Consider the following 12,806-nt stretch of genomic DNA (forward strand, 5'->3'; position numbering starts at 1 on the left):
TCATCGATTGCACACAAACGGAACACGATTCCACGGAAATCCTTACACTACCGAACACCGTTGGAAGTATTTTTGAGTTACTTAGATGAAGCAGTTTTGTCTAGCTTAATTTGACAAATCAAAATTTGAATTAACCAGTCATTCCCTGTCCCGATATTATATGTTTGAGAGAAGTTCTATTGGTTAATTGCTACACCTAAACGAATTAATGAGTTAATATATCCTACAGTCTCACCAACTGCAACATCAGCAAAGCTGTGTCCGAATAATAATTGGTTATCGTACTTTTTAATATCATCATGGAAAATTTGTACACTGATTTTATCACCCGTTTGAATTCCAGCTTCTTCAACGAGTTCTAATGGAATATTTGTCCATAAAGAACCAAAGCGAACATCTAGAATGTCAATGACACCGTGAATGACACCATCACGTAATTCAGGTTCCGCGATTTCTAAAGTCTTAATTGAGTCGACACTGACCTCTTTACTTAAATTTTCATAATATGATTCATTGTCCGCAATCATTGCACCATTATATACATAAACATCACGTCCGTGGAAAGTGTGACTTTTCTCAGAATGTGGTAGACGGTCAACCTCTTCATTAATTTCTTTAACGCTTTCTAACCCAACGAATTTTGCGACGTGTGATAATGATCCATTATCTGGAGTGACAATATACTGCCCAGCGGTTGTTTTAGCAACAACACTTCTTCTGCTACTCCCAACACCAGGATCAACCACAGACACAAAGACTGTTTTGGCTGGCCAATATGCTACTGTTTGTAACAATCTGTATGATGCATCGTTAATATTATATGGTTCAATTTCATGTGTTAAATTACTGATTGTAACCTCTGGTGCAACTGTGTATGCTACACCTTGCATAGCTGAGACTGCCCCATCCACTAATCCAAAATCTGTCTGTAATACTAAATGTTTGTTATTCATATTGTCCTCCATCATATAAGATAAATTTAAATTTTTTTCATTAAAAAATCCCTGCGTAATAAATTACGCAAGGACGAGATTATTCATTCACGTGGTACCACCTTCATTTACAAGAGCGATGAACTCATTGTCTTATTCAGTAAACAATTCATTGATTTACTGAGACACTGTAACGGGTGCCGACGTATATATCTTAAGCTCTACTTTCGATATATCCACTCAAAGACCATTTTCTATCTATCATAATTACCTTTTTCCAGCTTACGAGGCTCTCTATAAATTATGAATAAATATACTTTTCTTTTCAATGTGTTTAATATTCTCATTATTTTTTCATGATATAATTTAACGTTAATATATCAGCTATAATTATTAAAGTCAATGTTATTTGAAACATCTCCACCCCTATGATAATAATGTTCGTGTCATCTTATCCTAGCGTCATTATAAAATTTTCCGATTTCGAATAAAATATAATAGTGTTTCAATTATTAGAAATGGTAATGTATATAAAAATATATAAGCCGAGAATGACCCTAAGAAACTATCCGAGAAAATAAAGAGAACAATTGATAATAAAAGCAAGCCTAAGATAATAGAAAGTGTTACGAGCATTTTGTGACTAAAACGAGTTAATCTATTAACTGCATAGACAATAAAATGAAATAATGCCGTATTTATTAGTGTTGAAAAAATTGCGGTAAAAGGGATCATGGGAATCAACTCTATAATCGAATTCGAAGGATCTATCACTCTAATACCTTCAATGACGGCATACTGTCCAAGTCCTGTGAGTATTAAGCGGAATATAAATTGTTTAATGATCGTTATTGTTGTCATAGGCACCTCTTAAGTTTGATTCAATTATTTAACCAAGCTGCTTTTAATACACTTTCCTTTGCGCCATTCGTCATTGTCTTACCGTCTGTAATTAGAGGTCGTTTAATTAACATACCATTTTTAGAAAGTAGATCAATAATTTCCGATTCATTCATTGTATCCAACTTATCTTTTAAGTCCATTTCACGGTACAGATTCCCAGATGTATTCATTATTTTACGAACTTGCCCATTCTTTGATGCAATTGCTTGTTGAATGACTTCTTCACTCGGTGGATTATCGCGAATGTCGATAATATCATCTACACTGACACCTTCATCTTCTAAATATTTCTTTGCTTTTTTCGTAGTCGTACAATGACCTAAACCGTAAATTGTTAACATAAAAAAACTCCTTTATTAAATATTTCGTTTGTTACCATCTCTGTTGCCCTTGTTCAGTTTAAATACAATTATCAGCATTTCTAACAATAGTAAAGGTAAAGACAAGATTGCGTATAAAGTGGTAATGTATATTAAATTATGGGTTGAAACAAGTAACAATAAGTATAAAACATAAGTTATGATTGCAATTATTATGAATGGAATGATACTTTTTATTAATTTAGACCGAGTGTGCCCTATTACTTTGATTATTAACACTTTTATTATCCAATTTGAAATCGTCCCAACTGGAATCGCAAATAGTATCAGAAGGAATAGATAACCAGCTGCTTCTTGTCCAGGAAACTGCATCCATAGCGTAATTAATAAAATTTGACCAATTCCTGTTGGTAATAAGCGAGTTAACAATCGTTTTAACCAATTTTCTGGCATCGCTACTCTCCTCCTCTTTAACTTTTAGTTGATAATATTTAAGGTTATTATGATTTAATATAAACAAGATAATTGAAAACTCTTTTTACTTAGTTTATATTAGCATATGTGAATTTACAAATCCTATCTATATATTACAAGTTTCAAAGGAAGGAATTAATATGGAATTATTTAAAGTAGAACCGGTAATTCCGGGAATTACTCGAATCAAGATGCCTTATGTATGTTCGTATATCGTCAAAGGATCAGACCGAGCTGTTTTAATCGATACTGGTTTTGGTTATGGAGACTTAAGGTCCGTGGTAGATGAATTAATTGACTTACCTTATGATGTCATCTGTAGTCACGGTCATCCCGATCATGCTGGCGGTAATGGACAATATAATACTGTGTACTTACCAGAAGGTGAATTTGAGTTAGTAAAGCACGGAACAAAGATTGAAACAAGACACTCAACTATGAATAACGTGTTGCGTCGCTTTAATAAATCATTCCCTAAAGAGAATTTTTTATCGCAAGGTGACGTGAAATACATCTCATATCATGAAAAGGATGTATTTAATTTAGGTGGCGTAACAATCCGCCCTGTCCACTTGCCAGGTCATACAAAGGGAATCATGGGTTTTATCATCCCCGAATTAGAAGTTGCAATGCTTGGTGATGCTTGTGCGAATCCAACATTATTAAATTTAGATTCTAGTGCTTCAATTCAAGAATATCGTGATGCTTTAGTGAAATTAAGAAAATTACAGAAAAACTTTAAAGTTGTTTTAACTCAGCACAATTCGTTTTCAGAACCGATTGACGTTGTTAAAGATAACTTGTATTGGGCTGAACGCATCTTATTAAATTCAGATGATCGTTTAGCGGTTAGAATGTCAGGTAAAGAGTCTTTTGTCGCTAGAAACCGAAATACCTCTCATTACAGAGGGAATGCCGGGAATCTAGTATATACTTCTGAAAGTCTTTAATAGACGTTTAAAACCCACAATTAACTTAATGATAGACAAGATAATGTAGTACTCCCCTAAATCCATGTCCGGATTTAGGGGGGCACTACATTATCTTATTAGTAATATAAAAGTAATTAGGTTATTTTGGCAATATGCTTTTACAGTAAGATTCTACTATCCTGATATTTTATCTCATAACTAAACCACCATCAACATACAGTGTCTGTCCTGTCATAAAGCCGCTCCAATCAGAAGCTAAAAATAAAACAGGCCCCACAATATCTTCAGGTGCTGCAATTCTTCCCAGTGGAGTAGCATCTGCTATCATTTCTTTTTGTTCTTCTTTGGTTGATTTAGTTGCTGCGGTTGGATAAACTAGCCCGGGCGCAACAGCATTCATCCGAATACCTATACTGCCTAGATCTTTTGCCATACTTCTTGTGTAACCAATGATTGCTGCTTTAGCCGTCGTATAATCCTGATATGGTATAACTGGATGTTCCACTAAATTGGAACTAATATTGATAATACTTCCTTTCCCAAAGTTTGTCATGTTTGGCAATACTTTTTGCACCAATAAGTGGGCAGCTTTCAATCCTCCTTGTAATTGTATCTCATAATCTTGCCACTCCATTTCCCATGCCTTTTTTCGATTTTCTGCATCGAATATATAGGGTGCAAATACATTATTAACCAACACATCGATTCTTCCAAATGTCAGTAGCGTCTCTTCTACTAAATGATTCACACCTTCTTCTGTGGTTACATCTGCTTTAATAACTATTGACTGGCCACCTAATTTTTCACATGCTCTTGCCACTTCTTCGGCTGATTCCTTGCTATGATTATAATTAACAACCACATAAGCACCCTGACTAGCGAAGCCTTTAGCCAAGGTTGCACCAATTCCACGACTTGAACCACTAACGATAACCACTTTACCTTCTAGCATATCTTCACTCCTCAATTGCTTCAATGTACTGGCTCATTTCTAATTTTTTTGGAATGAGACCTAATTCAAAATATGTATCGGCACCTTCCTGGATGACATCAATATCCACTTTACCTATCTGACCATTCTCATCTAAACTCGCAGTATTTCTTAAATTGATAATTTCTCGGTTAATTTCTGGATCACGCCCATCAATGGCTAACTCTACGGCTAATTCTGCTGCTCTATCTGGATTTCCAATCATCCATTGGGCACTTTTTTTATAGGCGAGAATGAAATCCCTTAACAGCGCTTCTTTTTCTTCGTAGGTTGATCGTTTTACTACGAAAAAATCACTCGGTATATTCAAAGAGTCTCGCACTTCAAAAATATTTGGAGCACTTAAACCCGCCCTTATGGCCGGAACTAAGGCTGTATCGGTTGCGGCTGTTGCATCCACTTGTCCCTGAATCAACGGTGAAAAATTAGCAATACCTACATCTAATAATTCTACATCTGATTCTGATAAACCTGCTTGATGCAATAATACTAATAAATTTTGATATGTTCCACTTGACCGACTATATATACCAATGGTTTTTCCTTTCAAATCTTTTGGAGATTGAATATGATTATCCATCGTAACTACATTAAAAACATTTTGTGGATATACCGTATATAAAATAACTAAATCTTCGCCATTAGCGAGAGCACTATAAACTGCACCAGGATCGGTGAATGCGATATCAGCTTGTCCTGTTAACATATTTTTTAACGCATCTTGTCCGCCATTTCCCGGAATAATCGACAAGTCTATACCAGCTTCTTTAAAGAATCCATGTTCCTCTTCTGCCAATAAATTCGTCTGTTCAACAATTAATTGACTCCAATTGGCTATTGTCAATGAATTCGTCGTTTGAAAACTGCAAGCACTTAACACTGCTATAAATATTAACACTAGCCCTATTTTAATTTTTCTCATTTTTATTCTCCTTGCTATACCATAATAGATTTTCCAGAATATTAACTAATCCATATAGTATACAGCCTAATATTGCTAATAGAATCAGAACAGCAAACATTAAAGTTGTATCCATCATTCCTTGTGATGCAATAATCAATGCACCTAGCCCTTGTTTTGCGCCTATAAACTCCCCCACTAAAGCACCTACTAGTGAGAGAACTACAGCAACACGAAGTCCTTGAACAATCGTAGGCAAACCAGCTGGAAACTTTAGATACCATAATGTTTGCCATCGCGAGGCATTCATCAAACGAAACAAAGTTAATTGATCTGAGTTAACATGTTGAATCGCACTGGCAGTTGCTTCTAATAATGGAAAAAAGCAAATCAAAGCAGTAATAACAATTTTCGACATCATACCATATCCAAACCACAACATGAATAATGGAGCCAAAGCGATTTTAGGAATAGCTTGTGAAATGACGATATACACAGAAAATACATTTTTCAAAAACGGGCTTTCCCCGATGATGATTCCTAGTAATACCCCCAAAAATCCACCCATTAGTAATCCAATGATTAGTTCAACGAGTGTAGTCAATATATGAGGGAGAAAATAGCCATCGAGAATCCCTTTCCAAAGGACGGAAAAAACAGCAAGTGGGCGTGGTAAAATCAGCTCAGATACCTGTTGAGCACTCAATTCCCAGATGAATAATAACAACACACCCATTAACAGTGATAGTAGCGAAGCTCTCTTATTCATGTTCCACCCCTAACAATTGACGAATAGTTCTACAATATTCTCTAAATGTTTGAGAATCTCGCCGATTGATCTCTGTCTCTTCCCAAGATGGAGATTTTTTTTGAGAACTCATTTCACCCTGACTAATCACCCCAATTTGATCTGCCAAAAAAGCAGCTTCAGTTACATCATGGGTAACAAAAAGCATCGCGATCTTTTCTCTTTTATTTAATCTCAATAATTCATTTTGTAACTCCTCTCTTGTTATGATATCCAAAGCAGCGAATGGTTCGTCTAGAAAAAGAAGTGTGGGTTTCTTAATTAATGCTCTTGCTATCGCTACTCGACTTTTTTGTCCGCCAGATAAAGTAGATGGTATTCGCTCCGCAAATTCTGATATTTGAAGAATCTCTAATAATACTTCTGCATAATTAATATCTTCTGCCGTAATTTCGCGTTGTAATTGAATCGGCAACAATACATTTTCTAAAACTGTCTTCCAATTGAGTAAAGTAGCCTCTTGAAATACAAAGCCAATCTTATTCGATGGCTTTGTAACTATGTGTCCTTGATGGTAAACTTTTCCTTTCGTTGGATTTTTTAGCCCTGCTGCTAACTCTAGTAAGGTTGACTTACCACTCCCACTACGACCCAACCAGCAATGAATCTCACCCGTTGGTAGCTGCCAATCAATTCCTTTCAATGTAAAATTTTGGTTTTTATACTGATAAGAGACTTTTTGTAGCTCTAATTCCATGATATGTCCCCCTCTAATCCATGTAGTAATTGAATAATTCTGAAGAACAAACAACCGAAGGGTCGATATCGACCATCCGAACCTGTTCTTTCAGAAATGAATAACCATCCTGATGCCAACCGGCATGTAACTGTACCATTTTATCCAAGCTAGTTACGCGCGTAATGCCTAAAGCTCCCCAATCGGAAGCAATGTCAAATAATTCATCCGTCGGCGCAGCGATTCCTACTGTTTGAAGGACTTGCGACTTGTCACGAATGATTTCTGCTAAACTTTTCCAATGATCAATAGCAATAACTTGTACCACCCGTGATAAGGGAGTTGGTTCAAGAAAAGGCTTCTCACTGTAGCTTACTATCCAGGAGCGATCCTCAGGGACAATTACTTTACAATGATCGTCCCACATTTTTGATTCATAAAATTTTGAGCGATCATATGCTTCTTCAATTGATAAATTTCTTAAAGGATAACGATTCTGATAAGATTGAAGTTTGCCTGCTAATAGTAATGCCCATTCATGCGGACTTGTTTGTCCATTCTTTTCTACGAAAAAGAGTTGGGGAGAATAACACCCTTGCTGATCGTAGTAAATCACTGACTTTGCAGCTTGTTTAGCCAAGTTTTCTGCTTTTTGCTTATCTAAAACTAGCTTGTGTAGAAAACCAAAACTTAATTTATTACCAAAACCAATGAAATGTGTATTGTGACCTATTTGTTGCTGCAGTTTGGATATAGTCCGATTACTACCATATCCAACTACTACTTCAGCTTCATTCAATAACATCTTTTCACGACCGGTATCTCCCCCCTTCCAAGAAACAATCGCAAGACTATCTGCTAATCGAGGCTCAATTTCAACCAATAATTGACAGAAAACACCAATAAATAAAGGTTCGCTACTAGAAACTTTTCCAATCACTTTTCCTTTAACTAATAGACTTCCTACTAAACTCCAAAGAGGTAGAACTGGTACATTCCCTGCCCAAATATGTACCGTTAATTTTGGTCCAACAGCCTTGGTAAATCCCCCATGAGAACTTGCTATAAATTGATCAAGGATTAGAGGATTTTCAAAATTCACAGATAACCAACGCATCAATTCATGTTCTCTAAAAGTCTTCAGTGAATGAGTCAGACTTAATCGAATCGTTTCGTGATTAAAGCCAGTAATTAGTGGCAGAAGTTTTTCTAGTTTACGACGTAAAGGATGTTTTCGATCTAATAACACTGCGACCGCCTTAGTAATTGCTGTGATAATTTCATTTGTAGTCAAGTGATTTCCTACCGATTTCATTCGCTGTGATAAAATTTTCAATTGATCTTCATCAGGATGTGGCACTGAAATTGATACATCCTGAAAATCAATCTGTCGATTCTTAATCTTTAAATCTTTTGCCATCGGTGGTAAATAACCACTTTTTTCAATTTGAACCATTTTGATACTCCTCTATCCATTGTTGCGCAGATAATGAACAACCTCGTGATTCAATCAATGGTTGCCTTCCTACTAATTCAAAGCCACCCTCTCTTTCAATAGCTAAGTCCCCTGTTTGAATAGCTGGTACAGAGTTGATATTGGCTAAATCAACATGTACTAATAAGCCAATTTCTCCTTTAGGAACTTCTTGCTCAGTGATTGGATCAATAATTTTAAAACGAATCCAATGTGGTCCTCGCTTTATATTCTTTCCACCCAATTCAATCTTCGAATAGTATTGCGAAGATAATTCTGTCATCCCATACATATTTACTATTTTTGTCTTGACTTTAAACCTATCTTTTAATAATTTATAGAAATCATTTTCTGAATAAGACCTTGAGAAATTCTTAAATCCACCTGTATCAAAAATTAAGCTATCCTCATGCAAATGAATCGATTTATTTTTGTCTTCTAAACTATCAAGTAAATGAACATAATTGTAACTCGCACCCAAAATCATTACGGGCGTATGCTCATGTTTTTGAGTCCATTCAATCAATTTTTCTAACTCTAACCCATCTTTTGACACAAAATGTGCGGAATCTTTCGTTCCATCAGCTTTTAATAGCGATAAATAATGGCTTAAAGAAGAATGAGGCATATTTTTTTCATCTGGAAATAAAATTGCCATGGGATATTTCTTTGCACTTACAAAATTTTTAAAACTTTCTTTCGCTGATAGATCATAGACGTCTAGATCACGGTGATAATGCTTTCCTTTATTGCCATTCGTAGTTCCACTCGTCATAAAAACATATGAGCATTCCTCTTCAGGAGTTACACTTAAAAAGCTGGACTTAAATGCCTCTGTCGATACACTTGGAATGTCCTTCCAATGTCTAACTTGCTTAAGACCGATCCCTTTTTTTCGACAATATTGTTGATATGCCAGATTATTTTGGTAAAGATACCTGAACAATTGTATGGCTACTTCATCGAAACTTTTATACTCTTCTGGATTACAAATAAATTCTTGGATTATTGTTTTCATATTTTCTCTTTCTCCTTAATATTGACACAAAAAAAGCACCCTAGACTGATTCTAGGGTGCACATACGTATTATTTACTGTTCTTCATAATCGTTATATGTTCCCTACGCTAGTGTCAACTAGATCAGGTTCTAAGGGTCATTATCTTCACGGATAATATCTCAACCAGCAATACTGGTCCCCCTACATGGAATCGCTATTTAATTGTATTAATCATTTGTTCTCGCTTAAGAATAAGCCAAAGTTTTCTGCTTGTCAATAAATATTGAGTACCTTGATATGTAAACTTACTTCTACTTGTAATCGTCTATTGGTTGATAACAAATAACACGTCCTTTACAAAACCTGAATGTACGTACCTTTAAAAGTAAAAAAATAACAACGGGCATTTCATTAAAGGATTGTATGAAATGTAAAAATCATTTCGTTACTTAGATGAAGTGCCAATGAGAATTGAAAAACTATAATAAATACTAAATTATTAAAGCCAACGTTTATGGTCGCTAACTCATGCTTTCTAAACGGGATATGAAAAATAAAATGATGTTTTATTTTCTAGCTTTTCTCACTTTTAATTGCTGACCCTTTATCATGCGGTTTTGCATCTGTTCAATGATATATTGCCTCATAACAACCAAATCAATGGACCATCGATCAACTGAAACAACAGCAATTTGTGTTCTTAGATCTCCATAGAGTATCTCTTTATGCAGACTAACGCCCTCATTATTTACATAATCTTCTAGTGAGTTTAACAACGACTCTCTTTGTAAAACAAGAATATCATCACTATCTTCCTTTAGTACATGAACAAAGTATAGCTTACTATTTGTTTACCCTTCTGATATCCTCCGTTTAAATGAATCAATTGATTGTTGTGATCCTTCAACTGGAAGTAAAATGTAATGGTACTCAATTATCATAAGTTTCACTCCTTATAGAATCATAAGCGCATCCAATCTTATTGCTTTAATTTGATATCATAAATGGGATTATGTGCGTTCCTAACTTTACAGCTGTAAAAAAGGACGGTCACAAATAGTAACCATCCGCTGCTAAATTAAATGAATTAAAAACTATCCTTTATTGGTCAAAAACGGGGCTAACCCAACTAATGTTTTACAATTATAGTGCATAGTTATCCGCAATAATTCGGTCAGCATCAGGTATAATAAAACCAATCATCTTGCTAAAGTTGCCTTAGCAACCCCATTAGATCTTAAAATATTCATAAAATTGGTCTATCATTTTCTTTGTCAGAGTTAAAGTCTACTTGTTCCACTTGTAGTATATTGTTGTCATGTGGCTTTTTTACAAATTCTATAAAGGTACTTGCCCACCGGTCCATCTGTTGAATGTCTAATTCGGATATATCAACTTGCTTCAACGTTCTGAGTGTAGCATAGGATTACATATACAGGCCAGCATACTTCTTAACAGTTAGATATAAAGGTTCTCAAATACCAATCTCAGTAAATAAGTTACTTATTTACTAACTCTGTGAGGGCGGATCAGAGGTAAGTCTTCCTTCAGCTATAACTAAAATGTGATGAACATCTGTAAGCAGCGGTATTCAACAATAATCGTTATATAGTGATGTTCTTGACCCACACAATTGATAAGTTTTATTGTCTTCACCACTGCTGCAGGATCTACTACAGAGACAAATACTGTCTTAGCTGGCCAATAAGTAGCTCTTTGTAATAGACAATATGACGCATTATTAATATGATACAGTTCGTTCCCAAGCGTAAGATGACTAATTGTAACTACGGGTGCAACAATATAGGTTACACTTTGCATACATAAATTTATAAGATTATATGGATTCTTAACTCATTCAATACACTCAGTTTTTTTAATCAACATAGTAAATTGATTCACTATAAAGGGTATTACCGAATGTATCTACCCATTTTACTCAACGCATCCATTCAAAGGCCATCTACGTTAATTGCTAACATTCGCGTATTCACTATCGAAGCATCTTGTGACACGAAGGCTAACACATTACTTTGAATGATTTGATTGTTTAAAATTTCAATACGTATAAAGTATGAAAAAATCAAAAATAAAATAAGTGGAAGACTGATGTTAATTTTCCACGAATATGCGAATGTATTTAAAATAAAGGACATTAACGAGTAAAAAGGCTAAAAGAATGATTAACCCAACGCGGTCCATCGAAAGTTTAGACAAATCAAATAAATTTTTGGCGTCCAGTATTTTTAATTTCTCTCATATATTTAAACACTACATAATTATATTATGTATTATAACCTTATTATAATAGAATTTATCATATAACAAAAAATACTAGTATCAACGGACACTAGTATTTTTTGTTATATTAATGTTCAAGTAATTACTCTTAATCTTGAGTTTGAATTTTTTGAGCCTCTTTTACGATATCCCAAGCTGGTATGCTTCCGCCTTGTGTAATTTCTTCAATCTTTGCTGCAACATCATCTTGTTGAAATAGCTCCACAACTTTTAAATAAAGTGGGTTGTCCGAATCTTCGGAACGTGCTGCGATATTATTAACGCGGTCAATATTGATGGTCTCTGGCGTATCGCCAAATACATAGATAGCATCTGATGGTACAAAATTAGTACCACCTAAGAAAGAATTGTCAATAAAAGCTGCATCTACATCTAATACAGCAGCTGGAATTTGAGCGCCATCTAATTCAATCAATTCTAAGTTTTTAGGATTATCAGCAATATTTGAAGGTGTAGGTAGTAATTCTTCACTATCATCTAAAGTAATTAATCCTGCACGCACTAATGTTTGGATATTATAGCCTAAGCTTGTTGGGGCAGCGTTCACTGCGATTTTTGCACCTTCAGGTAATTCATCTAAAGAATTGTATTTTTCAGAATATATTCTTGTAGGTACAGCGTAAGTATAGCCAATTGTAACAATATCACCGTTATTTTCTTGATTCCAATTGTTTAAAAATACATCATGTTGGAAGGAGTTTAAATCAATCGATCCATCTCGGAGAGCTTCATTAGGAATATTATAATCCGTTAATAGAACAACTTCGATTTCTATACCTTCTTCTTCCAACGCTTTTTCAGCTACAAATTGCCAAATTTCTTCATACTCCGTCCCAACAACACCAACAGAAACAGTCTCCCCTTCAAATTCGCGCTCCTCAGCAGATACTTGTAAAGATGCCGTTGAACCAAATAATACGCTACTTAATAACCCAACCAAAGTTAATTTCTTTAACCATTTATTCATACGCCGATTGTAAAATTAAGCTAGACAACTAAAACAGCCATTTGTGGTACACTCAACTTGTAATTCCGACCAAAGAATACAAAGGAGTGACCACAAATGACCTACACCCATCTTACCACGGATGAACT

At 35.0% G+C, this 12,806-nt stretch carries 14 protein-coding genes, 1 pseudogene, 1 riboswitch and 1 other annotated feature; of the genes and pseudogenes, 2 read left to right on the forward strand and 13 right to left on the reverse strand.

Translation table 11 applies throughout. The features are described 5' to 3' along the window. A pseudogene (locus ACEN3Z_RS10400) lies at nucleotides 1–114 on the forward strand (IS30 family transposase); the annotation flags it as partial. A gap of 62 nt (nucleotides 115–176) precedes the next feature. Here the strand turns inward: ACEN3Z_RS10400 and ACEN3Z_RS10405 are convergent. The 4 genes from ACEN3Z_RS10405 to ACEN3Z_RS10420 all read right to left on the reverse strand — a co-directional run bounded on the left by ACEN3Z_RS10405 (nucleotide 177) and on the right by ACEN3Z_RS10420 (nucleotide 2,608). Next, nucleotides 177–953: an S-adenosyl-l-methionine hydroxide adenosyltransferase family protein gene (locus ACEN3Z_RS10405; RefSeq protein WP_407090807.1), complete on the reverse strand. Its 777-nt coding sequence runs from the start codon at nucleotides 951–953 to the stop codon at nucleotides 177–179. A 66-nt stretch (nucleotides 954–1,019) separates the two neighbouring features. Further along, nucleotides 1,020–1,270, reverse strand: a binding site (T-box leader). 127 nt (nucleotides 1,271–1,397) lie between these two features. Then, the gene (locus ACEN3Z_RS10410; RefSeq protein ID WP_407090808.1) at nucleotides 1,398–1,793 is read right to left on the reverse strand and encodes a hypothetical protein; all 396 of its coding nucleotides are present in this window, start codon (nucleotides 1,791–1,793) and stop codon (nucleotides 1,398–1,400) included. A 20-nt stretch (nucleotides 1,794–1,813) separates the two neighbouring features. Continuing rightward, nucleotides 1,814–2,176, reverse strand: a complete 363-nt coding sequence (locus ACEN3Z_RS10415) for a Spx/MgsR family RNA polymerase-binding regulatory protein (RefSeq protein WP_407090809.1) — start codon at nucleotides 2,174–2,176, stop codon at nucleotides 1,814–1,816. Nucleotides 2,177–2,191: 15 nt separating this feature from the next. After that, the gene (locus tag ACEN3Z_RS10420; RefSeq protein ID WP_407090810.1) at nucleotides 2,192–2,608 is read right to left on the reverse strand and encodes a hypothetical protein; all 417 of its coding nucleotides are present in this window, start codon (nucleotides 2,606–2,608) and stop codon (nucleotides 2,192–2,194) included. A 161-nt stretch (nucleotides 2,609–2,769) separates the two neighbouring features. Between ACEN3Z_RS10420 and ACEN3Z_RS10425 the strand changes: the two genes are divergently transcribed. Beyond that, nucleotides 2,770–3,579: an MBL fold metallo-hydrolase gene (locus ACEN3Z_RS10425; protein WP_407090811.1), complete on the forward strand. Its 810-nt coding sequence runs from the start codon at nucleotides 2,770–2,772 to the stop codon at nucleotides 3,577–3,579. Between the two features lie 169 nt (nucleotides 3,580–3,748). On the opposite strand, the gene ACEN3Z_RS10430 is transcribed toward ACEN3Z_RS10425, so the two are convergent. The 9 genes from ACEN3Z_RS10430 to ACEN3Z_RS10470 form a co-directional block, all read right to left on the reverse strand. Next, nucleotides 3,749–4,513 (reverse strand): SDR family oxidoreductase, encoded by a 765-nt coding sequence (locus ACEN3Z_RS10430; protein WP_407090812.1) that lies wholly within the window; start codon nucleotides 4,511–4,513, stop codon nucleotides 3,749–3,751. A 4-nt stretch (nucleotides 4,514–4,517) separates the two neighbouring features. Continuing rightward, on the reverse strand, nucleotides 4,518–5,474 hold the full coding sequence (locus ACEN3Z_RS10435) for an ABC transporter substrate-binding protein (protein ID WP_138403387.1): 957 nt from the start codon (nucleotides 5,472–5,474) through the stop codon (nucleotides 4,518–4,520). Continuing rightward, nucleotides 5,461–6,222, reverse strand: a complete 762-nt coding sequence (locus ACEN3Z_RS10440; protein WP_407090813.1) for an ABC transporter permease — start codon at nucleotides 6,220–6,222, stop codon at nucleotides 5,461–5,463. Before ACEN3Z_RS10440 ends, ACEN3Z_RS10435 begins: the two co-directional genes overlap by 14 nt. Continuing rightward, nucleotides 6,215–6,958, reverse strand: a complete 744-nt coding sequence (locus ACEN3Z_RS10445) for an ABC transporter ATP-binding protein (RefSeq protein ID WP_138403385.1) — start codon at nucleotides 6,956–6,958, stop codon at nucleotides 6,215–6,217. The genes ACEN3Z_RS10440 and ACEN3Z_RS10445 overlap by 8 nt, the downstream gene beginning before the upstream one ends. Before the next feature lie 13 nt (nucleotides 6,959–6,971). After that, on the reverse strand, nucleotides 6,972–8,393 hold the full coding sequence (locus ACEN3Z_RS10450; RefSeq protein ID WP_407090814.1) for an acyl-CoA reductase: 1,422 nt from the start codon (nucleotides 8,391–8,393) through the stop codon (nucleotides 6,972–6,974). Then, nucleotides 8,380–9,429, reverse strand: a complete 1,050-nt coding sequence (locus ACEN3Z_RS10455) for a hypothetical protein (RefSeq protein ID WP_407090815.1) — start codon at nucleotides 9,427–9,429, stop codon at nucleotides 8,380–8,382. Before ACEN3Z_RS10455 ends, ACEN3Z_RS10450 begins: the two co-directional genes overlap by 14 nt. Nucleotides 9,430–9,512: 83 nt before the next feature. Further along, nucleotides 9,513–9,623, reverse strand: a riboswitch (TPP riboswitch). Nucleotides 9,624–10,656: 1,033 nt separating this feature from the next. After that, nucleotides 10,657–10,815 (reverse strand): hypothetical protein, encoded by a 159-nt coding sequence (locus ACEN3Z_RS10460; RefSeq protein WP_407090816.1) that lies wholly within the window; start codon nucleotides 10,813–10,815, stop codon nucleotides 10,657–10,659. Nucleotides 10,816–10,967: 152 nt separating this feature from the next. Next, nucleotides 10,968–11,231: an SAM-dependent chlorinase/fluorinase gene (locus ACEN3Z_RS10465; RefSeq protein WP_407090817.1), complete on the reverse strand. Its 264-nt coding sequence runs from the start codon at nucleotides 11,229–11,231 to the stop codon at nucleotides 10,968–10,970. A gap of 568 nt (nucleotides 11,232–11,799) precedes the next feature. Further along, on the reverse strand, nucleotides 11,800–12,678 hold the full coding sequence (locus ACEN3Z_RS10470; protein WP_407090818.1) for a MetQ/NlpA family ABC transporter substrate-binding protein: 879 nt from the start codon (nucleotides 12,676–12,678) through the stop codon (nucleotides 11,800–11,802). Nucleotides 12,679–12,806 lie beyond the last annotated feature (128 nt).

Source organism: Ruoffia sp. FAM 26254, assembly GCF_045528545.1.
Taxonomy (GTDB): domain Bacteria; phylum Bacillota; class Bacilli; order Lactobacillales; family Aerococcaceae; genus Ruoffia; species Ruoffia halotolerans.

Bases quoted from the DNA above. Each gene is read 5' to 3' on its own strand.
- ACEN3Z_RS10410 (WP_407090808.1), bottom strand. From the start codon at position 1,793: ATGACAACAATAACGATCATTAAACAATTTATATTCCGCTTAATACTC.
- ACEN3Z_RS10415 (WP_407090809.1), bottom strand. From the start codon at position 2,176: ATGTTAACAATTTACGGTTTAGGTCATTGTACGACTACGAAAAAAGCA.
- ACEN3Z_RS10435 (WP_138403387.1), bottom strand. From the start codon at position 5,474: ATGAGAAAAATTAAAATAGGGCTAGTGTTAATATTTATAGCAGTGTTA.
- ACEN3Z_RS10405 (WP_407090807.1), bottom strand. From the start codon at position 953: ATGAATAACAAACATTTAGTATTACAGACAGATTTTGGATTAGTGGAT.
- ACEN3Z_RS10465 (WP_407090817.1), bottom strand. From the start codon at position 11,231: ATGCAAAGTGTAACCTATATTGTTGCACCCGTAGTTACAATTAGTCAT.
- ACEN3Z_RS10455 (WP_407090815.1), bottom strand. From the start codon at position 9,429: ATGAAAACAATAATCCAAGAATTTATTTGTAATCCAGAAGAGTATAAA.
- ACEN3Z_RS10445 (WP_138403385.1), bottom strand. From the start codon at position 6,958: ATGGAATTAGAGCTACAAAAAGTCTCTTATCAGTATAAAAACCAAAAT.
- ACEN3Z_RS10450 (WP_407090814.1), bottom strand. From the start codon at position 8,393: ATGGTTCAAATTGAAAAAAGTGGTTATTTACCACCGATGGCAAAAGAT.
- ACEN3Z_RS10425 (WP_407090811.1), top strand. From the start codon at position 2,770: ATGGAATTATTTAAAGTAGAACCGGTAATTCCGGGAATTACTCGAATC.
- ACEN3Z_RS10430 (WP_407090812.1), bottom strand. From the start codon at position 4,513: ATGCTAGAAGGTAAAGTGGTTATCGTTAGTGGTTCAAGTCGTGGAATT.
- ACEN3Z_RS10440 (WP_407090813.1), bottom strand. From the start codon at position 6,222: ATGAATAAGAGAGCTTCGCTACTATCACTGTTAATGGGTGTGTTGTTA.
- ACEN3Z_RS10420 (WP_407090810.1), bottom strand. From the start codon at position 2,608: ATGCCAGAAAATTGGTTAAAACGATTGTTAACTCGCTTATTACCAACA.
- ACEN3Z_RS10470 (WP_407090818.1), bottom strand. From the start codon at position 12,678: ATGAATAAATGGTTAAAGAAATTAACTTTGGTTGGGTTATTAAGTAGC.